The following is a 20,777-nucleotide window of genomic DNA, read 5'->3' as shown; positions in this document are numbered from 1 at the left end:
TCACCTGTTACTGGTAGGTCAAATTAAGGGTGGCGGAGGCATTTGCCGAGCCGGACTCAACGGATGTTAATGTCTGGTAATAGCGTGCCGTTAACGGGAGCGTCTCCTGCCCGCCTGCTGACTGTTTTAATAAAAGACGGCTGTTTAACGTCAGCGGCGAGCCATTATAGAGAAGCTGCACGCCAACGCCTTTTGCGGTGCCGCTGTTTCCCTGCCCTGTTAATGCCATTACGCTGGTATTCGCACTGTCCGGGTTCTGTATTCCGCTCAGGGAAACCGAAATATTGGTGCCAACGCTGCAGTTCAACCCGAGGTTTTGCGTATTCTGCGCAACTGCTGGCGTGGTCCCCACCACTGAGCCAAATGCTGCGGCCGAAATATCACCAATCGGGAACGTCAGCTGCGGCGTGGTGATGGTGCAGGCCAGCGCGTTGATTGTGCCGCCGGTCAGCTGCACGGTTAACCCGTCACGGTAAATACCGTCGCTGCCCTGCAGCGTCACCGCCCCTATGGGGCCTGGCGTTAAGGCGCCGGACGATACCGGGCCAGTCACCACCAACTCGACCCAGCCCCCGTACCAGACCACATACGAGGTCTGCGCACTATACGAGAACGTATTGCTCGGGTTCTCAAAATAGGCATTTGATGAAAGCCGAATGCCAATCCCGCTAACGTTGGTGTTGTAAACATGATTGCCGTAGCTGCTCAGCGCGGCATTGTTGTATCGCATGCTAAAACCCAACATAAGTGGATTGGTACACCCGCTAAGGTAGGTGCCGGTATTACTCGCCGCGCCGGAAAAAATCACCGTGCCGACAGGCGCATCGCGCTGAACATTGATTGTGCCCACCGACAGCGTAGAAAGTTGAGGCGTAATGGTGGTGCAGGTCCCGGCCCGGGCGATATGCCATGCGCAAAGACAGCACAGCAGTAATAACATGTTGATCCGTTTCATCTTAATGCTCCCGGCGACACGAGACGCTGATGTCCGTGATGCCGCCGTATTGCGCTCCATTCGGCAGGCTAAAATCTGCCCGACACTGCTGGTGAGGTTGATGTCCCCATGTTGCCAGGACCGTGCCCTGGTCGCGCAGGCCGGTTAAATAGACCTGGCCGCGATCGCCCACGATAAAGCTGCTCTTGTCATCATCCGCCAGGGTAACAACCGCGCCAAACGGCACGAACTGCTCAGGCGTCGTCAACGTCATCAGCACCCGACGTCCGACTTTGGACAAATAATCGGCTTTTACCACCGCGCCGCGCGTAGGCGTGACCGTGCGGGTGTTGATCTCCAGCTCCACATCGTCAGGCATATTTTCCGGATCGAGAGTGAGATCGTTTTTGCGGTATACGGAGAGGTTATTCACCACCGTATAGCCCCGGAAATCCGTTCGCACGCCGGACTGATTACGAATATTCACGCCGTGCGCGCCCGGGGCTTTGATTAACGCGTTGGTTTCCCCCAGCGGCTGAGACAGCGTCACGCCATCAGCATGCGCGAGGATCCCTCCCTGCAAACCATAGCTAAGGCGCTCGCTATGTTTGTCGTACCCATAGCCCGCCGTAACTTCCCCGTACGTGCCTTTATAGTCGCCGTTGAGCGTACCGGTATAGCCCACGCCATCCGTACCGTAACCCTGCTGGATATTCCAGCTCAGGGCGCTATTGTCGAGGGCCACCCCGTTCATGCCGATACTGTGCGTCGTGCCACTGTTCTTGCTGGCGTTCAGGCCATAGTTAGCCCACGTCTGCGGCAGAAATTTATCCAGCGGTACGCTAACGGTCAGCGCCAGAAGCTGGTCGTTAGCGTAGGTCTTTGTACTTCCACTGCCGGACGACGGGCTGCCATTTTTGCTGTATGTCCAGCTCACGCCATAGCTGATGTTGTGCCAGTCATTGTTGTAGCCGACACTCCACGACGCCATGGGTCTGTCAGCGTTCCAGTAATCTTCCCGCGCGGCGCTGAGCGTCAGCGCCCCCCGGTCACCGCCCAGCGTCTGGCTCATGGTGAGCTCCAGGCGGTTACGCCGTCTGTCCTGAAGTGCGCCGTTGTTCCCCCAGGAGTCCAGCACGTCCTGGAGTCCGTAATAGCCGCGCGTTGAATAACGGTACCCCGCAATCGAAAAGTTGGTGCCGGTATTAATGACGTTCTTGCTGTAACGCGCTCGCCAGGACTGCCCCTGCGTTTTTGCAGTATTGGCCGGCGTTGACCAGGCCTGGGTGACATCGACGGAAAGCGCGCCGAAATCCCCCATGTTTTTACCGGCGCCGACCGCAAGCGACTGATATTTGCTGGCACCCTGCACCCCGCCATAGATCGTGATGCCCTTCTGAAGCCCATAAATCGCGGCGATCTGCCCGAACGGGGTTTTCTCCACGCTGCTGTTGTAGGCGCGATACTGTCCACCGGTGAGGGCATATTTCAGTCGCCCTTCGCGCTGCAATATCGGTACCGAGGCATACGGCAGCGTGAAATGCTGCTCGCTGCCATCGGCCTCTTTGATGGTCACGTCTAAATCGCCCGCGCCGCCGGTGGGATACATATCGGTAATTTCAAACGCGCCCGGCGCCACGTAGCTTTGGTAGATCTGATAGCCATTCTGGCGAATCACCACCTGAGCATTGGTGCGCGCGATCCCGCGGACCACTGGGGCATAGCCTTTCAGGGAGTCCGGTAACATGTCATCATCCGATGCCAGCTGAACCCCGCGAAAAGGCACGCTGTCAAAGACATCCGCCGGGGAGGAACTGTCCCCAAGGGTAAGCTGCGCTTTCAGGGGAATAACGGCACGTTGCAGATAGCTGTAGACCGTGTCCCATCGATCTTTCCCCGCGCCATCCCGTGACCAGGTGGTGTAGTTGCGTAGACGCCACGGGCCAATATTTATCCCCGGACGCAGGTTCGCATACTGGCTGTTGCTGCTGGCCCCCTCACCCGCTTTCGCCCGGCTGTTCGCGCCGCTGAGGCTGTAATTGAGCATGGCTGCCGTTATCCCCTCATCCCACATCTCCGGCGGCACATAGCCTCTTGCCGGCAGATCGATGGCGGCCTGCGGAATACTCAACACCAGACGCTGGGCACCAAACTGGAAATCGGCACTGGCCTGGGGAATCGCCTGAAGATTGACGCATTCACCGTGTCCTGCACTGAGCGCAGGAAATAATGCCGTTTTCACCCCCCAGCGTTTTAATTGCGCAAGACTCAGACAAGGCTGCAATGACGCATCGCCGTTGTCGGCTTTGCTCGCGGTAAACTGAATATCCCCCGTCTCGAGAAACGCGTCGTCGACAATAATATCGACATGGTAGATCCCCGCTGCCTGCGAACCTGATTCAAAGGCCGACAAATCGGCTTTATCCATGCCTGGATTATCCAGCTCAATTAATTCGGTGTTAAAGGCAACACTGGCGTAGAGCGAGGTTGAGGATCCGCCAAACGCTAAGGCGATAAACATCGCCAGGCGTGCGGGTTTCATCGTGTTATTTACCGTCATTGCGAATTACCGGGTTAATGCAGGCGTTGCCGTTTGTGAAAGGATCACAAACTGGCTTTATGTAATACGCCGGGACTGCCATAGTCGTTAATAATTTTAAACGTGAGTGAATTTCCCCTTGCCTCATTGGGTAATACAAACCGGGCTGAGGCACCGGGTAACACGTAGGTCACATCGTCCAGCTTTTTCCCCCCCAGCGTAATTTCATTAAAATTGACGACATATTGCGTGGGGTTGTTGACCTGAATTTCATTCCCGGCTCGTTGCCAGGTTAATTTATTAGCCTGTTCTTCTGGCGTAGACGCCCGCAAACTTTCTGGCCGGTAGATCAGTTTGATGCGCGTTTTCACTGCTATTTGCAGGGCGTTCGTCTGTTTTGATGCCGAAGGGATCGCTTTAATATTCAGCCAAAATAAACTTTCCTGCTGCTGAGGCAGTGCACCCGCCATCACAATTCTCTCGACGTTTTTTTGCCCGCCATCCAGTCGGTATAGCGGTGGTGTAATAATAAAAGGCGCTTTACCTGAATTACCTTCCGGCAGATCTATCCATGACTGAATTAAATAAGGCGTCGCGTCAGGATTATTAATGCTTATTGACGCCTCTTTTTTTGTCCCATCGAAAATGATACGGGTGCCGCCAATAATCACTCCGGCCTGCGCTGTGCTCAGCGTCAGTGCTGACAGCGCTACGGCCAGTCCGGTTGTGTTGATAAAACGCATTGTAAACCTCATACCACAAAGGGGCCGGGATGGCCCCCTGCACATTGCTGCAAACGATTAGTTGTAAACCACGGAGAAGTTAGCGACAGAATTCGCCGGACCGGCGGTGACAGTCGCTGCGGTGGAAATATACTGAGCGTAGAAACTTAGGGTATTATCCGCGGTGCTGCTCAGCACATAGCTATAGCTGTTGCTGCCGTGAAGCGGCAGATCCGCCTTATCCGCACTCATCAGGTTGATTGCCACTCCGGTCGCCGCTCCCGCCGCAGACGAATCAATCGCCAGCAGGCTGGAATTGGTGGCATCTGGTGTACCATCAAAGCGAACCTTCGCGTTGGTCACCGTCACCGGGCAATTTTTCAACACGATATTAAATTGCGTGGCTGCGGTTCTGGCCCCGGTGGTTGGAAACTCGGTCTTATAATAATCACCTAATACCACCACCTGGTTCTGCGAAGCCACATCAACGTCACAGGCGGAATCCAGAATATTTCCGTTAAAATTAACGGTACCTGCTGCGGCGAAAGCGTGGGTTGCTGTCAGGGCGGAACCCACTGCCAGCAGGGTTATCATCATTTTATTTTTCATCATCAAATCCTGTATCACTTTATTTATTACTGAAATCCAGATTACATAATTCGGGCTTCATCAGCCGATGACCGAAATTTATACAACTCTTTTTCGGCACACAATCTATTTTGAGGTCTAGCTGTAGACTTCTCTTTAACAAAATAAATACATTTCAGTTTTGAAATTTCTTAAGCCTTTCTATTTTCAGTCTACTTTTAGACCCCTAATTTACGCCCTTAGAATTCATATAATTAGGCTCATCATTTACTGCGGTCTATTTTTGGACCCGTCTTAAATATTCCACGACTCGCTGTTTTTTAAGATAATTCTCTATATCGATCAAATAATGATCGCGTCCGTGAGTGAGGTATCTGATGAACACCCGAATGGCTCCCAGTCTCGATAATGAAAAAGCCACCGTGCTTACGGCTAAACCCTATAAGCACATCGAGAAATTAATTGATCATCTTCTTCCGTTGGCAGAGAGGCGCATACTGTCCCGGGGGGAAGTGCTCCACTATTATGCAAACGACGTGCGTCAGTGTTTTTTATTGCTCCAGGGCAGCGTGGCGTTGCACCGTCGGGGAGATGGCATCGTCTTAAATTCTGAATCCGCGCCGTTTATTCTTGGCGTGAGTAGCCAGTTCTCCTCAGAGCACCTGTATGTCAGGGCGCTGGAGACCTCCGAACTCGCCGGCGTTTCGCTGGAGCGTTTTAACGGCGTGATTGCGCAACACAATTTGTGGGAGCCGTTTTCGCATCTGCTGATCTATACCGCCTCCCGGGTCTATGAGCACTGCTCGCGGATCTCGCAGATGTCGGCCTATGACATCATCCGTTTTCAGCTGGTTGAATTGATGCAGGAGCCCGAAGCAATACGGCTGAACACCACGGCGGCCGCCTATATACAAAGTCGCACCTGGCTTTCGCGTAGCGGGATAATGCGGATCCTGGCCGAACTGCGCACCGGGAAGTACATTACGATGGAGCGCGGCGTGCTGCTTGATGTCCACCATCTGCCGCGGAAATACTGATTCAGGTGATGTCGGTAATAAGGAGTAACGCTATAATCAGAAAGACGATTCTTTCAGGTTCAGGTTATGTCCTCCACAGAAAAACCCCATCGTGGTTCTCCCTATGCGCAAGCGCTGATTACGCACTTACAACCTTATTCTACTGTCCGTCATCTCGATCGCGGGGAGCAGCTGGATCTGGTGGTTGATGGCCGGGGAATGAGTTATTTGATTCTGGAAGGGACCGTTGCTATTTACCGACGCAGCGACAATCTGATGCTGTCGACCGCGAAAAGCCCGGCGTTATTTGGAGTGGCCAATATTAATGACATCTTTTTTGACGACTACCTGAAAACGGTGACCCCCTGCAAGATTGGAACGCTGACCGCAGAGCAGCTCCACGTCATTATTCAGGAGAAGGCGCTGTGGGGGTTGATATCAAACCACCTGATGTTTATGTACAACCGGCTCTATAACACCGTCATGCCAAAGGGTGCCCCGACGGCCTATGAGATGATCCGCCAGCAGCTGATGTTATTAATGAATGAAGATGAATCTTATCGCCGGGAGATAACCGCAGAACGCTACATTCGCGATAAAACCCAGCTTTCCCGCAGCGGCGTGATGCGTATCCTGGCCGATCTCAAAACAGGGGGCTTTATTGAAATGGAAGATGGCAGGCTGATTAAAATCAATAAACTTCCCGCCCGGTACTGAATTGCAGACACAAAAAAGGCCGCGCTCGCGGCCTTTTCATTCTCTCAATGGACGTGAACGCCCAAGCGCCAGGCAAAATAGATCTCTTCTTTCAGTTCATTCGAAGAGAGCGCCAGCAAATCTGTAAACTCCAGTTCAAGCTGTTTCAGCTTTTTCAGGTACTGCGCCGGAGACAGGTTGCTGTTATCGCGACGTAAATATTCAATTGCCAGTTGCGTTGGGGTTATTTCAGTATCCATGATGTCCTCACTTGTGTACAAATCCTGACCAGTATATCACAACACCCTGGCGAGATTTTGACCAAATGCAAAAACATCAGGAAATTTACACCACCGCCGTCGTCAGCCTGGATGAGCAGCACAGCCGATCCTGCTCATCGAGAATATCAATCTGCCACACCTGATGACGGCTACCGGCGTGCAGCGCGCGGCAAATACCGCGCACGCGCCCGCTGCGCACCGAGCGAATATGGTTGGCGTTCACCTCAAGCCCGACGACCTTCTGCTCCCCTTCGGTGCAGAGATACCCCGCCACCGAGCCCAGGGTTTCGGCCAGCACCACGGACGCACCGCCGTGCAGTAAACCAAACGGCTGGTGCGTACGATGATCGACAGGCATGGTGGCCTCCAGATCGTCTTCGCCGATGCGGATAAACTGAATATCCAGCAACCCAACCATATTCCCCTCGCCCATGGCGTTTAACGCCTGTAGCGTGACGGCACGTTTCCAGATCATCCGATAATCTCCAGTAAAGCCTGTAACGGATGGCGTACCCCGTTACCTTCAACACGTTTCACCTGGCTACGACAGGAGTAGCCCGTTGCCAGGCAGCGGTTTCGCGGCAAGCGCTGCATCGCCTGATGCCATGACAACTCGTAGATACCGAGCGAGTTGGCGTGATTCTTCACTTCATGCCCGTAAGTGCCTGCCATGCCGCAGCAACCGACGCTGACGCTCTCAAGCTTCGCGCCAAAGCGGGCAAAAATAGAGGCCCATTGCGCAGGTGCGCCCGGCAGCGCGGTGACTTCGGTACAGTGGCCAAACAGGTACCACGGCTCACCGCTGACCTCCATGGCGCTGGTCTGCTCGAGAGCCGCCGGCAGCCACTCGTGCACCAGCATAACGTGGAACGCCCCGCGTTTATCGCCCAGCGTCTGCTTATATTCATCGCGATAGCAGAGCACCAGCGCCGGATCGACACCCACCATCGGCATGCCCAGCCCGGCGACCCGGTTAAGGAAATCAGACGTTTTTTGCGCCGTTTTCGCGAAGCGGTTGAGGAAGCCTTTAATGTGTTGCGCCTTACCGTTGGGTGAGAACGGCAGAACCACCGGCTGATACCCCAGTTTTTCCGCCAGACGGACAAAATCGGCCACCACCTGCGCGTCGTAATAGCTGGTAAACGGATCCTGCACCACCAGCACCACCTTCGCTTTTTGCTCAGGACTTAACGCCTCAAGCTGCTCCAGGGTCATGTTTGCCGAGCGGTGCCCCACCAGCTGACGCTGCAGCGACGGCACCGAGAGCAGCGGCAGATCCACCATCCCGATATGTTTTTCGGAAAGCTTGCGCACCAGCGGCTGATTGATAAAGAAGTTGAACGTCTTTGGCGCCCGGGCCATCAGCGGGGCATAGCTCTCCACCGTTGCCACCAGATGGTCGCGCATCGGGCGCAGATAGCGCGTGTGGTAGAGCTGCAGGAAGCGCGAGCGGAACTCCGGTACGTCTATCTTAATCGGGCACTGGGTCGAACAGGCTTTACAGGCCAGGCAGCCGGACATGGCCTCTTTCACCTCATGGGAGAAATCATACTCGCCCTTATTCGCATGCCAGCTGTTGCGGGTGCGCTCAATCAGGGAACGCAGGCTGGCCCGTTTTTCCGGCAACTCCTGCTCCAGCTTGAGCGGGTCGATACCGCGATCGGCCAGCAAACGCAGCCATTCGCGTACCAGCGTCGCACGCCCTTTTGGCGAATGAATGCGGTTGCTGGTGATTTTCATCGACGGGCACATCGGGCTTTTCACGTCGAAGTTAAAGCACAGGCCGTTGCCGTTACACTCCAGCGCCCCGCGCCAGGACGCGCGCATGGCAATGGGGATTTGTCTGTCGTACGTGCCGCGTTTGACGGCATCCACCTGCAGCATGGGCGCGTCCACGCCTTCCGGCGGGCAAATTTTCCCCGGGTTGAGACGGTTATTGGGATCGAACGCCGCTTTGACCTTGCGCAGCTCGCCGAAGAGCTGTTCACCGAAGAACGCCGGGCTGTACTCGGCGCGGAACCCTTTTCCGTGTTCCCCCCACAGCAGGCCGCCATATTTCGCGGTTAAGGCCACCACCTCATCGGAGATCTGTTTCATCAGGATCTCCTGCTGCGGATCGCACATGTCCAGGGCCGGACGCACATGCAGCACCCCGGCATCAACGTGGCCGAACATGCCATAGCTCAGGCCGTGGCTGTCCAGCAGCGCACGGAATTCAACGATATAATCCGCCAGATGCTCAGGAGGGACGCAGGTATCTTCCGCAAACGGAATCGGCTTCGCGGCGCCTTTGGCATTGCCGAGCAGCCCCACGGCTTTTTTACGCATCGCATAGATACGCTCAATGCCGGCCAGGTCGTTACAGAGCTGCCAGCCAATGACCCCACCTTCGCCGTGGGCGATCAGTTCATCAAGCCGCTGACAGAGCGTGGTCACCTGGCTATCGATAAGTTCTGCATCGTCTCCGGCAAATTCAACGATGTTAAGCCCAAGCATCTCTTTGTCCGGCACATCGGTAATCAGCTCCCGCACCGAGTGCCAGACGATATCTTCCCGCGCCAGATTAAGCACCTTCGAGTCAACGGTTTCCACCGACAGCGCCTGCGCCTCCACCATAAACGGGGCATTACGCAGCGCGGAATCAAAGGAGTCATATTTGACGTTCACCAGGCGGCGCACTTTGGGCAGCCGGGTGATATCCAGCCGTGCCTCGGTAATAAACGCCAGCGTTCCTTCGGAGCCAGTCAGCACACGGGTCAAATCAAACTGGGTCAGTTCGTCGTTAAAGACGTGACGCAGGTCGTAACCGGTCAGGAAGCGGTTCAGTTTGGGGAATTTGTCGAGGATCAGCTGGCGGTTATCGCGACAGCGCTCCAGCACGGTGCGATAGATGCGCCCGCTTGCGGTGTTCTCTTTACCCAGCGTTTCCGCCAGCTCGACCGGCACAGGCTGGGTATCCAGGATATCGCCGCCCAGCAGCACCGCCCGTACGCCCAGAACATGATCGGAGGTTTTTCCGTAGACCAGCGAACCCTGCCCGGAGGCATCGGTGTTGATCATCCCGCCGATGGTTGCCCGGTTGCTGGTAGAAAGCTCCGGCGCAAAAAAGTAGCCGTAGGGCTTCAGATACTGGTTGAGCTGATCCTTAATCACGCCCGCTTCAACGCGAACCCATCCCTCTTCAGGATTGATCTCGATGATGCGGTTCATATAGCGCGACATATCAATGATGATGCCCTGGTTCAGGGCCTGGCCATTTGTTCCGGTGCCGCCGCCGCGCGGGGTGAACACCAGAGCGCTAAAACGCTCTTGTGTCGCCAGCCGGGCAATCAGCGCCACATCGGCCGTTGAACGTGGAAAGACGACTGCATCGGGAAGAAGCTGGTAAATACTGTTATCGGTCGCCATCGTCAGCCTGTCGGCATAGTTCGTGGCGGTATCACCTGTAAAACCCTGTTGCTCCAGTGCCTGCAAAAAATTAAGCACCAGCTGAACGACGCCAGGTGCTTGAGAAATCTGTGGGATCATGACTGTCGACCCTAATTAGAGTAGTGTGAAATCGTTTGCGTTGTGTCTGGAAAGTTTTATCACATTTTTTTCTTATGTGCTTCGCTGAATTACGGGCAAAATCCGCCTGTCAAAAATCGCTGATATCATTAATGATTAGAGTGACGCGGTTATCCGTTCCCGCCAGCCTCGCTGGTGTTTATTAAGGAAAGTTTCATTTATGGTCAATCTTCGCCAGCCCAGGGATGTTGCGCAAATTTTGCTGTCGGTGCTGTTTCTGGCCCTCATGATTATTGCGTGTCTGTGGATTGTTCAACCTTTCATACTTGGCTTCGCCTGGGCTGCGACGGTGGTCGTGGCGACCTGGCCGGTGCTGTTACGTTTGCAGAAACTGCTGTTTGGCCGCCGCGGTCTGGCGGTACTGGTCATGACGCTGCTGCTGTTCCTGCTGTTTATTATTCCGATTGCGCTGCTGGTGAACAGCCTTGTCGATTCCAGTGGCCCGGTTATTCGCGCCGTCACCAGCGGTGATTTGACGCTGCCGGATCTCGCCTGGCTGAACAGCATTCCGGTGGTAGGCGCCAAACTTTACAGCGGCTGGCACAGCCTGCTGGAGATGGGCGGCAGCGCGTTGATGGCGAAAGTGCGTCCGTATATTGGCACCACCACCACCTGGTTTGTGGGTCAGGCGGCACATATTGGTCGCTTTATGATGCACTGTGCGCTGATGCTGGTCTTCAGCGCCCTGCTCTACTGGCGCGGTGAGCAGGTAGCGTTGGGCGTACGCCATTTCGCTACCCGACTGGCCGGTAAACGCGGCGATGCCGCGGTTCTGCTGGCGGCGCAGGCCGTGCGGGCGGTTGCGCTTGGGGTGGTCGTCACGGCGCTGGTGCAGGCGGTGCTGGGCGGTATCGGCCTGGCCATTTCTGGCGTGCCGTACGCTACCGTCTTTACGGTGGTGATGCTGATGACCTGTCTTGCGCAGCTGGGGCCGTTGCTGGTGCTGGTCCCCAGCATCATCTGGCTTTACTGGACGGGGGATACCACGTGGGGAACCGTTCTGCTGGTCTGGAGCTGCGTGGTCGGCACCATGGATAACGTGATTCGTCCCATCCTCATCCGCATGGGCGCGGACCTGCCGCTGATCCTGATCCTCTCCGGCGTCATTGGCGGGTTAATCGCCTTTGGGATGATCGGTCTGTTTATTGGACCGGTGCTGCTTGCCGTCACCTGGCGTCTCTTCTCCGCCTGGGTACACGAAGTGCCGCCGCCGGGCACCGACCCGGATGTGATTTTGAGCGAGCTCGAAGAGCTGGAAGAGAAGAATACGCAGTAAAAGGGGTTGCCGGGTGGCGTGACGCTTACCCGGCCTACATTCTCCCCGGCAATACTTAAACGTTGCTAAACTATTTATTCGTTGCGCACTGGTCCGACCCGCCTTTTTTGCTCTAAGTCCGCTATTCACCTCAAGAAATCTTTACTTCTCTTTAACTATTGAGACGAATCTGATCGACGCTCAAGGTTGGCATGCCTACTATTAGCTCACGGTTATAAATCAACACCTTGATTTATAAGCATGGAAATCCCCTGAGTGAAACAACGAATTGCTGTGTGTAGTCTTTGCCCATCTCCCACGATGGGCTTTTTTTTATCCTGGCTACGCGTGCTGAACCTGACAGGTGCTTAGCATGCGCCATTCAGCAGGCAGCACCCGCGTCTCTCCCGTCACATTGACCGTCACCACGTCGCGAATATCCGCCGACGATGCTCCCACCTGTAGCTCAAACTCGCCCGGCTCGACAATGCGTTTGCCGTCCCGACGGGTAAAGTTGAACATCTCCACGGGCAGCGTAAAGGTGAGCGTGGCCGTTTCGCCCGGCGCGAGCGCCACGCGCTGGAACGCTTTCAGCTCCTGAAGCGGCCGCACCTGCGTGGCAACCTTATCCCGGACGTACACCTGCACCACCTCGCTGCCGCTGCGTTCACCGCGGTTGGTGACGTCAATACTCAACACAACCTCGCCGTCCACCGGTAAGCTGTTTTGCGCGAGGCGTGCTGCGCCCCAGTTAAATTGCGTCCAGCCAAGGCCGAAACCAAAGGGATAGCGGGAGCCAAAGTGGAACGCGAATGGCGTGCCGCCGCTTTTCAGCTTGTGGTTGTAGTAGTACGGCATGGCGCCCGCACTTTTCGGCACGCTCACCACCAGACGTCCCTGCGGCTCCGCGCGGCCGGTTAACACATCGGCAATTGCCCAGCCCCCTTCCTGCCCAGGTGCCCAGGCCATCATCAGCGCCGCGACCTTATCTTCCAGCCCCTGAAGATTGTACGGCCGCCCACCGGTCATCACGACAATCACCGGTTTGCCCGTGGCGACCAGGGCTTCCAGCAGCTGTTGCTGAACGCCAGGCAGGTTCAGGGAATCGGTATCGGATCCTTCCCCTACCGTGCCGCTCTGGAACAAACCGGCGAGGTCGCCGACGCAGGCCACCACCACGTCGCTCTCCTGCGCGGCGTTCACGGCTTCGGGGATCAGCGCGGTACTTTGCGACACCGGCGACTGCTGCATCGGTTTGCCCCCGCTGTCACCCGGGAAGACCGGCGCGCCCGCCATTCGTTTTTCGATGATGTGACACCCTTTGGCATAACGCACGTTCGACGCGCCCAGATAGTGCTCCAGCGCCGCGCGCGGAGTCGTCACCTGTGACGTTTCGTCAACCATATCGCTGATAATCAAATGCACCGGGAAGCTGTAGCCGCTGAGCAACGCCAGCGGATCGTCCGCCGTGGGGCCCACCACCGCCACGCGGGGTTTGCCGCCGAGAGGCAAAATGCCGTTATTCTCCAGCAGCGTCAGCGAGCGGGTCGCCACCTCACGTGCAACCTGCCGGGTGGTCTCATTTTGCAAATCAATGCCACTTTCATCGGCATACGGGTTTTCAAACAGGCCGAGACGGAATTTTTCGGTCAGCACGCGTCCTACAATCTCGTCCACTTTCGCCATGGAGATCAGACCACGCTCAACGGCCTCGGCCAGATGGCGGGCGCAGTCATCTTTCGGCAGCTCAACATCAAGCCCGGCGTTAAAGGCCAGCGCGGCGGATTCGGTCGCATCATGCGAGACCCCGTGATGCTGATGTAGCAGGCTGACGCCGCCATAGTCCGCCACAACGATCCCGTCAAAGCCCCACTGTTCGCGCAGGACGGTGGTCAGCAGGAAGTGGTCACTGTGCCCCGGCTGATTGTCGATATCGTGGTAGGCAGGCATCACCGACCCGGCATTGGCCAGCTTCACCGCCATTTCAAACGGCAGCAGGAAGGTATCATTCAGTTCGCTAAAGCCCAGATGAACCGGGGCATGGTTGCGCGCTCCCTCGCTGAACGAGTGGCCCACATAGTGCTTAAGCGTGGCCAGCAGATCGCGTTTATCGCCCTGCAGCCCTTTAACGTAGGCCGTGGCCATCACGCCCACCAGCCAGGGATCTTCGCCAAAGGTCTCTTCCGTGCGCCCCCAGCGCACATCGCGGGAGACATCCAGCACCGGGGCCAGCCCCTGCTGGCAGCCCACAGAGCGCGCCTCTTTACCTATGTGCTCGGCTGCCCGCTGTACCAGCGCCGGATCCCAGGTTGAACCGTAGTTGAGCGATGACGGGAACAGCGTGGCCGCTTTGCACAACAACCCCACCAGACACTCCTCATGGAACAGCGCCGGAATGCCGAGCCGCGTCTCTTCCATCATCATCCGCTGCAGACGGTTGGCGGCGCGCACGCCGGTTTGCGCATCAACGATATGGGTACCCAGCGGACGGGTGATCTGCCCGACGCCCAGCTTAAGTCGTTCGCTGAGCGAGGCCTGTTCACTCACCCCCGCGAATTCGTCACTCAAGTCGCTGCGTTCACGGTGGTTGCCGTTTTCATCGAGGATCAGCCAGTACGCGTGCATCTGGGCGAACTTCTCTTCCGGGGTCATGCGTGCCAGCAAGTCGGCGACGCGCTCGTGCACGGGACGTCCCGCGTCCTTATAGATTGCAGTCATGTTTTACTCCTGTAGGGCGGAAGGGGCAGCCGGGCTGAGTTGCCCTGCTTCTGGCCGCACGTCGCGCTTGCTGGCCAGTTCGCGGGCGATGGAATCCACCAGCCGACTGTTGAGTTTGTAGATGGCAAGCAGCGCGACCATGCAGAGGAACAGCACGCACGGAATGAGGGTAAACAGTGCGTTAATGGTCGTGAGTACGTGCGGCGTCTGGGTTGCCTGGCCTGGCGCGTAATCCACCATCCCGAGCACCCAACCCACCACTGCTCCACCCAACGCCAGACCAAATTTGATGGCGAACAGCGCGGTGGAGAAGACCAGGCCATCGAGCCGGCGACCGCTGCGGTGCTCTTCATAGTCGACCACATCGGAGAACATGGTCCACTGCAGCGGCGTGGTCAGGTTCTGGATGAAGCTAAAGACAATATTGAGGCCGAAAATCAGCCAGGCCTGTGAAGGCGGCAGGAAGAAGATCAGCGCCCCAAAAATCACGAAGGAAATAATGGTCCACTGATAAGCGCGAACGCGGTCAAATTTCCCCAGCAGCCGTTCGGATAATAATGCGCCACTTAAGGAGGCCACCATCCCGGAGACGATAAAGGCAAACACCAGTTCCGGACGCAACAGCACATAATTCACGTAATACATCGTGGCAGAGCCACGCGTCACGACCGCCGTTAACAGCAAAATATTAAACAGGAACACAATTCGCCACTGGCTGTTCCCGGCCAGCAGTTTTAAATCGGTGAGCATGGAGCCAGAAGTATCATTCCGCGGAGAATAGCGCTCGCGGGTCATCAGGAAGCAGCAGAAGAATAAAATAATCCCCAGTAATCCCATCAGGCTCATGGCATAGAAATAGCCTTTCTGTACGTTGCCCTGTCCAAGATGCGAAACCAACGGCAAAGCGATAACCGTCACAATCAACCCGCCGATAAACGACAGGCCAAAGCGCCACGACTGCAGCGAATGGCGCTCGCGCGGATCCAGCGTCAGCGCGCCCGGCATGGCGCAGTAAGGGACGTTAATGGCGGAATAGATGAGGCTTAAAATCCCGTAGGTCACACAGGCATAGACGATTTTCGCCGTGGGCCCGACGTCGGGAACGTAGAACGTAATGAGGCAGCTTACGCCAAACGGAATGGCAAACCACAGCAGCCATGGACGGAAACGACCGTGACGCGTTTGGGTGCGATCCACCAGCGCGCCGATACAGGGATCAATAAAGGCATCGACCACGCGTACCACTAAAAACATGGTGCCCATAATGGCCGCGGGTAAACCGAAAACGTCTGTATAGAAATAAGCAAGAAATAACGTCGCTGTTTGCCAGACCAGCGCACTGGCCATATCACCTAAGCCATAACCTATTTTATCTTTGGTACGCAGTACAGAGGAGATTGTCATTTGTTATTTGCCTTTTTATCAGGTTAAAACGTATTTCAACCAGTTGCGCAAAATCCTGTTGATTTGCGCGGTAAGGCTCAAGTATTAGCAACCCTTTGTGTGCTAACAATTGTCTAAATTAACAGACAAATTATGATATTTGGTTTTTTACTTTATTTGTGATGGGGAGCAAATATAAGTGGAAATAAAAAAGGCGAGGATTATTTCCCTCGCCTTTTCAGATACGGAAGACGTTACTTGTTCAGTTCAGCCAGGCTCAGCCAGGTTTGCACCACGGTGTCCGGGTTGAGGGAAAGACTGTCGATCCCCTCTTCCATCAGCCAGGCCGCGAAGTCTTCATGGTCAGAAGGGCCCTGGCCACAAATCCCGACGTATTTACCCTGTTTCTTCGCCGCACGGATGGACATCGACAGCAGGGCTTTCACCGCCTCGTTGCGTTCGTCGAACAGCTCAGAGACCACGCCGGAGTCACGGTCCAGACCCAGCGTCAGCTGCGTCATGTCATTCGAACCGATAGAGAAGCCGTCGAAGTGCTCCAGGAACTGCTCTGCCAGCAGGGCGTTGGACGGGATCTCACACATCATGATGATCTTCAGCCCATTTTCGCCGCGCTTCAGCCCCTGACGCGCCAGCTCGTCCACCACCGCTTTCGCCTGGTCCACGGTACGTACGAACGGGATCATGATCTCAACGTTAGTCAGCCCCATGTCGTTGCGCACGCGTTTTACCGCTTCACATTCCAGCGCGAAGCAGTCGCGGAAGCTGTCGGAGACATAACGTCCGGCCCCACGGAAGCCCAGCATCGGGTTCTCTTCTTCCGGCTCGTAACGCTCGCCGCCCACCAGGTTGGCGTATTCGTTAGACTTAAAGTCTGACAGACGCACGATCACGCGCTTCGGATAAAACGCCGCCCCGAGCGTCGCGATCCCTTCGGTCAGACGGCCAACATAAAACTCTTTCGGCGAGTCGTAGCCTTTCATCATCTCGCGAATTTCGTTCTGCAGCTTTGCGTCCTGGTCGTCAAATTCCAGCAGCGCGCGCGGGTGAACGCCAATCATACGGTTGATGATGAATTCCAGACGCGCCAGGCCCACGCCTTCGTTCGGCAGGCAGGCGAAGTCAAACGCGCGGTCCGGGTTACCGACGTTCATCATGATCTTCAGCGGCAGGTCCGGCATGGTATCGACGCTGGAGCTTTTCACGCTGAAGTCAAGGATGTCAGCATACACGTAGCCGGTATCCCCTTCGGCACAGGAGACGGTCACGTTCTGTCCGTCCTTCATGCGTTCGGTTGCGTCACCGCAGCCGACAACCGCCGGGATCCCCAGCTCGCGGGCGATGATCGCCGCGTGACAGGTACGCCCGCCACGGTTGGTGACGATAGCCGCGGCTTTCTTCATGATCGGTTCCCAGTCCGGATCGGTCATGTCGGTTACCAGCACGTCGCCCGGTTCAATGCGGTTCATCTCGCTGATATCGTGGATCACTTTCACCGGACCGGCACCAATGCGGTGACCAATCGCGCGGCCTTCCGCCACGATTTTGCCCTGCGCGTGGAGGGTATAACGCTCCATCACCTGGCCGCGGGAGCGAACCGTTTCCGGGCGCGCCTGGACGATGAACAGCTTGCCGGTGTGACCATCTTTGGCCCATTCGATGTCCATCGGACGGCCGTAGTGTTTTTCAATCTGCACCGCCTGCTTCGCCAGCTCCTGCACTTCGGCGTCGGTCAGGGAGAAGCGGTCGCGCAGCTCCTGCGGTACATCTTCAATCTTCACCTGCTTGCCATGCTCCTGGGTCGGGGCATAGATCATGCGGATTTTTTTCGAGCCCATGGTGCGGCGAACTACCGCCGGACGGTTAGCGGCAAGCGTCGGTTTGTGGACGTAGAATTCGTCAGGGTTCACGGCCCCCTGCACCACCATCTCACCCAGGCCCCACGCGGAGGTGATGAATACCACCTGGTCGAAGCCGGACTCGGTATCAATGGAGAACATCACACCGGAAGAGCCCACGTCGGAACGCACCATACGCTGTACGCCCGCAGAGAGCGCGACGCCGCGATGGTCATAGCCCTGATGCACGCGATAGGAGATAGCGCGATCGTTAAACAGGGAGGCGAACACGTGTTTCACCGCCACCAGTACCGCGTCATACCCCTGAACATTCAGGAAAGTTTCCTGTTGTCCGGCGAACGAGGCATCCGGCATGTCTTCTGCGGTTGCCGAGGAGCGCACGGCGAAAGAGGCCTGCGCATCATCAGCGGAGAGCTGGTTGTACGCATCGTGAATGGCTTTTTCCAGTTCCGGCTGGAAAGGTGTGTCGATAATCCACTGGCGGATCTGCGCCCCGGCTTTAGCAAGCTCGGTAACGTCATCAATATCCGTTTTATCCAGCAGGTCGTAAATGCGCTGGTTTACACCGCTCTGGTCTAAAAACAGGTTAAACGCATCGGCGGTCGTGGCAAACCCGTTTGGTACGGAGACACCCATACCGGACAGATTTGTAATCATTTCACCCAGGGAGGCATTTTTGCCCCCAACTCTGTCTACATCATTCATGCCGAGTTGGTTATACCAAAGCACCAGCGGTGACGAGCCATTGTTGGACATCGAAACAATCCTTTTGTGATATTTGATCGGAGTAAGAAACACCTGACTACGTATTTATACTGGCATATTTATTTACGCTAAAAAAACGGTGAATCGTGTAAGCAATTTAAATTTTCAACTTTTCGGATACTTTCCCTCCACCGGATAAGCCGATGATTCCTATATATTCAGCCAAAAACCACAAAAATGACGTCGCTATTTGAAAAATGAAATCCACTTTTCAGGAAAATCAAAAACACCATTTCATTTTAAATTCAGATAACTTCTTTGCTGTGCAATTAACTTTTTTAATTTATGCTTTCAGACAATTAGGTCCGATATTCAGGGTGGATAAAATGGATAATGCTGTCGATCGCCACGTTTTTTATATTTCTGATGGTACGGCGATTACCGCCGAGGTGCTGGGGCATGCGGTGATGTCACAGTTCCCCGTTTCGATTAACAGCATCACGCTGCCGTTTGTGGAAAATGAGAGCCGCGCGCGGGCGGTCAAGGACCAGATTGATGCCATTTACCAGCAGACGGGCGTACGGCCGCTGGTGTTCTACTCCATCGTGATCCCGGAAATTCGCAACATCATTCTGCAAAGCGAAGGCTTTTGTCAGGATATCGTGCAGGCGCTGGTGGCCCCGCTGCAGAGCGAGCTGAAGCTCGACCCGACCCCCATCGCACACCGAACCCACGGGCTGAACCCCGGCAACCTGACCAAATACGATGCGCGTATCGCCGCCATTGACTACACCCTGGCGCATGACGACGGTATTTCGCTGCGAAACCTCGACCAGGCGCAGGTCATTTTGCTGGGCGTCTCGCGCTGCGGCAAAACCCCTACCAGCCTCTACCTGGCGATGCAGTTTGGTATTCGTGCCGCCAACTACCCGTTCATTGCCGATGATATGGACAATCTGGTGCTGCCTGCCGCCCTGAAGCCGCTGCAGCACAAGCTGTTCGGGCTGACCATTAATCCGGAGCGCCTTGCCGCCATCCGCGAAGAGCGCCGCGAGAACAGCCGCTACGCCTCCATGCGCCAGTGTCGAATGGAGGTCTCCGAAGTGGAAGCGCTGTACCGCAAAAACCAGATCCCGTGGCTGAACAGCACCAACTATTCGGTCGAAGAGATCGCCACCAAAATTCTCGACATCATGGGTCTTAATCGCCGCATGTACTAATATGCTAGTACATTAGCTCAGATTCAGGTATCATCCACCACATCCTCGGGGCGGAGCCGCCCCGAACTTGAAATCAGCAGGGATTGGTTTAAGGTGATGCCCATCACTTCCCGGTAGTCTGCCGATGAAGCAAAAAATTTCTGAGACATTCCATGAATAAAACCGACGAACTCCGCACAGCGCGCATTGACAGCCTGGTTACACCGGCTGAACTGGCACAGCGGCATCCACTTTCCGCAGGCGTTGCGGAGCATGTTACGGCCTCGCGCCGACGCATTGAAAAAATTCTTAATGGTGAAGACAAACGTCTTCTGGTGGTAATTGGCCCCTGCTCGATCCATGACCTGGACGCGGCGATGGATTATGCAAAACGGCTACAGGGGCTGCGGGAAAAACACCAGCATCGCCTTGAGATCGTGATGCGGACCTACTTTGAAAAACCCCGCACCGTGGTGGGCTGGAAAGGATTAATTTCAGACCCCGACCTCAACGGCAGCTATCGCGTTAACCATGGGATTGAGCTGGCACGTAAGCTGCTTTTGCAGGTGAATGAGCTGGGCGTTCCCACGGCCACCGAGTTTCTCGATATGGTGACCGGCCAGTTTATCGCCGATCTGATCAGCTGGGGCGCGATTGGCGCGCGGACCACCGAGAGCCAGATCCACCGTGAAATGGCCTCTGCTCTCTCCTGCCCGGTCGGGTTTAAAAACGGAACCGATGGCAACACCCGGATTGCGGTCGATGCGATCCGCGCTGCGCGTGCCAGCCACATGTTCCTCTCGCCGGATAAGAGCGGCCAGATGACCATCTACCAGACCAGCGGTAACCCGTACGGGCATATCATTATGCGCGGCGGCAAGACACCGAACTATCACGCCGGGGATATTGCCGCGGCCTGTGAAACGCTGGCCGAGTTCGATCTGCCGGAACATCTGGTGGTGGACTTCAGCCACGGTAACTGTCAGAAACAGCACCGTCGCCAGCTGGATGTCTGCGATGAGATCTGCCAGCAGATCCGCAGCGGTTCAAGCGCCATTGCGGGCATTATGGCCGAAAGCTTTATCCGCGAAGGCACGCAGAAAATCGTGTCGGGTCAGCCGCTGGTTTACGGCCAGTCGATCACCGACCCGTGCCTGAGCTGGGAAGACAGCGAACTGCTGCTGGAGAAGCTGGCGTCGGCGGTAGATTCGCGCTTCTGATGTTATTGTCGGGTGGCGCTGCGCTTACCCGACCTACGATACGTGCCCTTCTCCCTCTCCCTGTGGGAGAGGGCCGG

15 protein-coding genes and 1 other RNA gene are annotated in these 20,777 nt (G+C 55.9%); 6 read left to right on the top strand and 10 right to left on the bottom strand.

Annotation, left to right across the window (positions count from 1 at the left end; translation table 11 throughout):
- Nucleotides 1-7 precede the first annotated feature (7 nt).
- Genes ACMWKA_RS13140 through ACMWKA_RS13125 form a run of 4 tightly spaced genes read right to left on the bottom strand, consistent with a single transcriptional unit; the run spans nt 8 to nt 4,804 of the window.
- A complete protein-coding gene (locus ACMWKA_RS13140; protein WP_149896460.1) occupies nt 8-955 on the bottom strand; it encodes a fimbrial protein in 948 nt (315 codons plus the stop codon).
- Nucleotide 956: 1 nt separating this feature from the next.
- Complete coding sequence (locus tag ACMWKA_RS13135) at nt 957-3,494, bottom strand: fimbria/pilus outer membrane usher protein (RefSeq protein ID WP_414760313.1); 2,538 nt, start codon at nt 3,492-3,494, stop codon at nt 957-959.
- 44 nt (nt 3,495-3,538) lie between these two features.
- Complete coding sequence (locus ACMWKA_RS13130; protein ID WP_058684475.1) at nt 3,539-4,216, bottom strand: molecular chaperone; 678 nt, start codon at nt 4,214-4,216, stop codon at nt 3,539-3,541.
- A 57-nt stretch (nt 4,217-4,273) separates the two neighbouring features.
- On the bottom strand, nt 4,274-4,804 hold the full coding sequence (locus ACMWKA_RS13125; RefSeq protein WP_029882031.1) for a fimbrial protein: 531 nt from the start codon (nt 4,802-4,804) through the stop codon (nt 4,274-4,276).
- 356 nt (nt 4,805-5,160) lie between these two features.
- Here ACMWKA_RS13125 and ACMWKA_RS13120 point away from each other — a divergent pair, with 356 nt between their 5' ends.
- Complete coding sequence (locus tag ACMWKA_RS13120) at nt 5,161-5,820, top strand: helix-turn-helix domain-containing protein (RefSeq protein ID WP_013096970.1); 660 nt, start codon at nt 5,161-5,163, stop codon at nt 5,818-5,820.
- A 66-nt stretch (nt 5,821-5,886) separates the two neighbouring features.
- A complete protein-coding gene (locus tag ACMWKA_RS13115) occupies nt 5,887-6,516 on the top strand; it encodes a helix-turn-helix domain-containing protein (protein ID WP_013096971.1) in 630 nt (209 codons plus the stop codon).
- Between the two features lie 44 nt (nt 6,517-6,560).
- Here the strand turns inward: ACMWKA_RS13115 and ACMWKA_RS13110 are convergent, their stop codons facing one another.
- The 3 genes from ACMWKA_RS13110 to ACMWKA_RS13100 all read right to left on the bottom strand — a co-directional run bounded on the left by ACMWKA_RS13110 (nt 6,561) and on the right by ACMWKA_RS13100 (nt 10,304).
- Nucleotides 6,561-6,755, bottom strand: coding sequence for a YdiH family protein (locus ACMWKA_RS13110; RefSeq protein WP_013096972.1), 195 nt, complete (start codon nt 6,753-6,755; stop codon nt 6,561-6,563).
- Nucleotides 6,756-6,840: 85 nt separating this feature from the next.
- A complete protein-coding gene (gene menI, locus ACMWKA_RS13105; RefSeq protein ID WP_023620692.1) occupies nt 6,841-7,251 on the bottom strand; it encodes a 1,4-dihydroxy-2-naphthoyl-CoA hydrolase in 411 nt (136 codons plus the stop codon).
- The gene (locus ACMWKA_RS13100; protein ID WP_414760312.1) at nt 7,248-10,304 is read right to left on the bottom strand and encodes an FAD-binding and (Fe-S)-binding domain-containing protein; all 3,057 of its coding nucleotides are present in this window, start codon (nt 10,302-10,304) and stop codon (nt 7,248-7,250) included. Before ACMWKA_RS13100 ends, menI begins: the two co-directional genes overlap by 4 nt.
- Nucleotides 10,305-10,503: 199 nt before the next feature.
- Here ACMWKA_RS13100 and ydiK point away from each other — a divergent pair, with 199 nt between their 5' ends.
- Together ydiK and rprA are read left to right on the top strand one after the other, a co-directional pair.
- Complete coding sequence (gene ydiK / locus ACMWKA_RS13095; RefSeq protein ID WP_013096976.1) at nt 10,504-11,619, top strand: AI-2E family transporter YdiK; 1,116 nt, start codon at nt 10,504-10,506, stop codon at nt 11,617-11,619.
- Between the two features lie 208 nt (nt 11,620-11,827).
- Nucleotides 11,828-11,935, top strand: an RNA gene (gene rprA, locus ACMWKA_RS13090) — antisense sRNA RprA.
- A 5-nt stretch (nt 11,936-11,940) separates the two neighbouring features.
- Here the strand turns inward: rprA and ACMWKA_RS13085 are convergent.
- The 3 genes from ACMWKA_RS13085 to ppsA form a co-directional block, all read right to left on the bottom strand.
- Entirely contained in the window at nt 11,941-14,316 is a 2,376-nt protein-coding gene (locus ACMWKA_RS13085; RefSeq protein WP_040019742.1) for a glycoside hydrolase family 3 N-terminal domain-containing protein, read from the bottom strand.
- Between the two features lie 3 nt (nt 14,317-14,319).
- On the bottom strand, nt 14,320-15,720 hold the full coding sequence (locus ACMWKA_RS13080; protein ID WP_414760311.1) for an MFS transporter: 1,401 nt from the start codon (nt 15,718-15,720) through the stop codon (nt 14,320-14,322).
- 233 nt (nt 15,721-15,953) lie between these two features.
- On the bottom strand, nt 15,954-18,332 hold the full coding sequence (gene ppsA, locus ACMWKA_RS13075) for a phosphoenolpyruvate synthase (RefSeq protein ID WP_013096979.1): 2,379 nt from the start codon (nt 18,330-18,332) through the stop codon (nt 15,954-15,956).
- A gap of 335 nt (nt 18,333-18,667) precedes the next feature.
- Between ppsA and ppsR the strand changes: the two genes are divergently transcribed.
- Nucleotides 18,668-19,501 carry a posphoenolpyruvate synthetase regulatory kinase/phosphorylase PpsR gene (gene ppsR, locus ACMWKA_RS13070; protein WP_023620693.1) on the top strand — a complete coding sequence of 278 codons (834 nt, stop codon included), beginning with the start codon at nt 18,668-18,670 and terminating at the stop codon, nt 19,499-19,501.
- 152 nt (nt 19,502-19,653) lie between these two features.
- Nucleotides 19,654-20,700, top strand: a complete 1,047-nt coding sequence (gene aroH, locus ACMWKA_RS13065) for a 3-deoxy-7-phosphoheptulonate synthase AroH (RefSeq protein ID WP_095439343.1) — start codon at nt 19,654-19,656, stop codon at nt 20,698-20,700.
- The last annotated feature ends 77 nt before the right edge of the window (nt 20,701-20,777 follow it).

This window comes from Enterobacter sp. 03-F-07-AD-ECC, assembly GCF_047530935.1.
Classification (GTDB): Bacteria; Pseudomonadota; Gammaproteobacteria; order Enterobacterales; family Enterobacteriaceae; genus Enterobacter; species Enterobacter cloacae.
This window is presented reverse-complemented; position numbering and strand designations above follow the sequence as displayed.

What these genes read in the sequence shown, in the direction of transcription:
- ACMWKA_RS13140 (WP_149896460.1), bottom strand. Translation starts at nt 955, where the DNA reads ATGAAACGGATCAACATGTTATTACTGCTGTGCTGTCTTTGCGCATGG.
- aroH (WP_095439343.1), top strand. Translation starts at nt 19,654, where the DNA reads ATGAATAAAACCGACGAACTCCGCACAGCGCGCATTGACAGCCTGGTT.
- menI (WP_023620692.1), bottom strand. Translation starts at nt 7,251, where the DNA reads ATGATCTGGAAACGTGCCGTCACGCTACAGGCGTTAAACGCCATGGGC.
- ACMWKA_RS13135 (WP_414760313.1), bottom strand. Translation starts at nt 3,494, where the DNA reads ATGACGGTAAATAACACGATGAAACCCGCACGCCTGGCGATGTTTATC.
- ACMWKA_RS13120 (WP_013096970.1), top strand. Translation starts at nt 5,161, where the DNA reads ATGAACACCCGAATGGCTCCCAGTCTCGATAATGAAAAAGCCACCGTG.
- ACMWKA_RS13125 (WP_029882031.1), bottom strand. Translation starts at nt 4,804, where the DNA reads ATGAAAAATAAAATGATGATAACCCTGCTGGCAGTGGGTTCCGCCCTG.
- ACMWKA_RS13080 (WP_414760311.1), bottom strand. Translation starts at nt 15,720, where the DNA reads ATGACAATCTCCTCTGTACTGCGTACCAAAGATAAAATAGGTTATGGC.
- ydiK (WP_013096976.1), top strand. Translation starts at nt 10,504, where the DNA reads ATGGTCAATCTTCGCCAGCCCAGGGATGTTGCGCAAATTTTGCTGTCG.
- ppsA (WP_013096979.1), bottom strand. Translation starts at nt 18,332, where the DNA reads ATGTCCAACAATGGCTCGTCACCGCTGGTGCTTTGGTATAACCAACTC.
- ACMWKA_RS13085 (WP_040019742.1), bottom strand. Translation starts at nt 14,316, where the DNA reads ATGACTGCAATCTATAAGGACGCGGGACGTCCCGTGCACGAGCGCGTC.
- ACMWKA_RS13100 (WP_414760312.1), bottom strand. Translation starts at nt 10,304, where the DNA reads ATGATCCCACAGATTTCTCAAGCACCTGGCGTCGTTCAGCTGGTGCTT.
- ACMWKA_RS13130 (WP_058684475.1), bottom strand. Translation starts at nt 4,216, where the DNA reads ATGCGTTTTATCAACACAACCGGACTGGCCGTAGCGCTGTCAGCACTG.
- ACMWKA_RS13115 (WP_013096971.1), top strand. Translation starts at nt 5,887, where the DNA reads ATGTCCTCCACAGAAAAACCCCATCGTGGTTCTCCCTATGCGCAAGCG.
- ACMWKA_RS13110 (WP_013096972.1), bottom strand. Translation starts at nt 6,755, where the DNA reads ATGGATACTGAAATAACCCCAACGCAACTGGCAATTGAATATTTACGT.
- ppsR (WP_023620693.1), top strand. Translation starts at nt 18,668, where the DNA reads ATGGATAATGCTGTCGATCGCCACGTTTTTTATATTTCTGATGGTACG.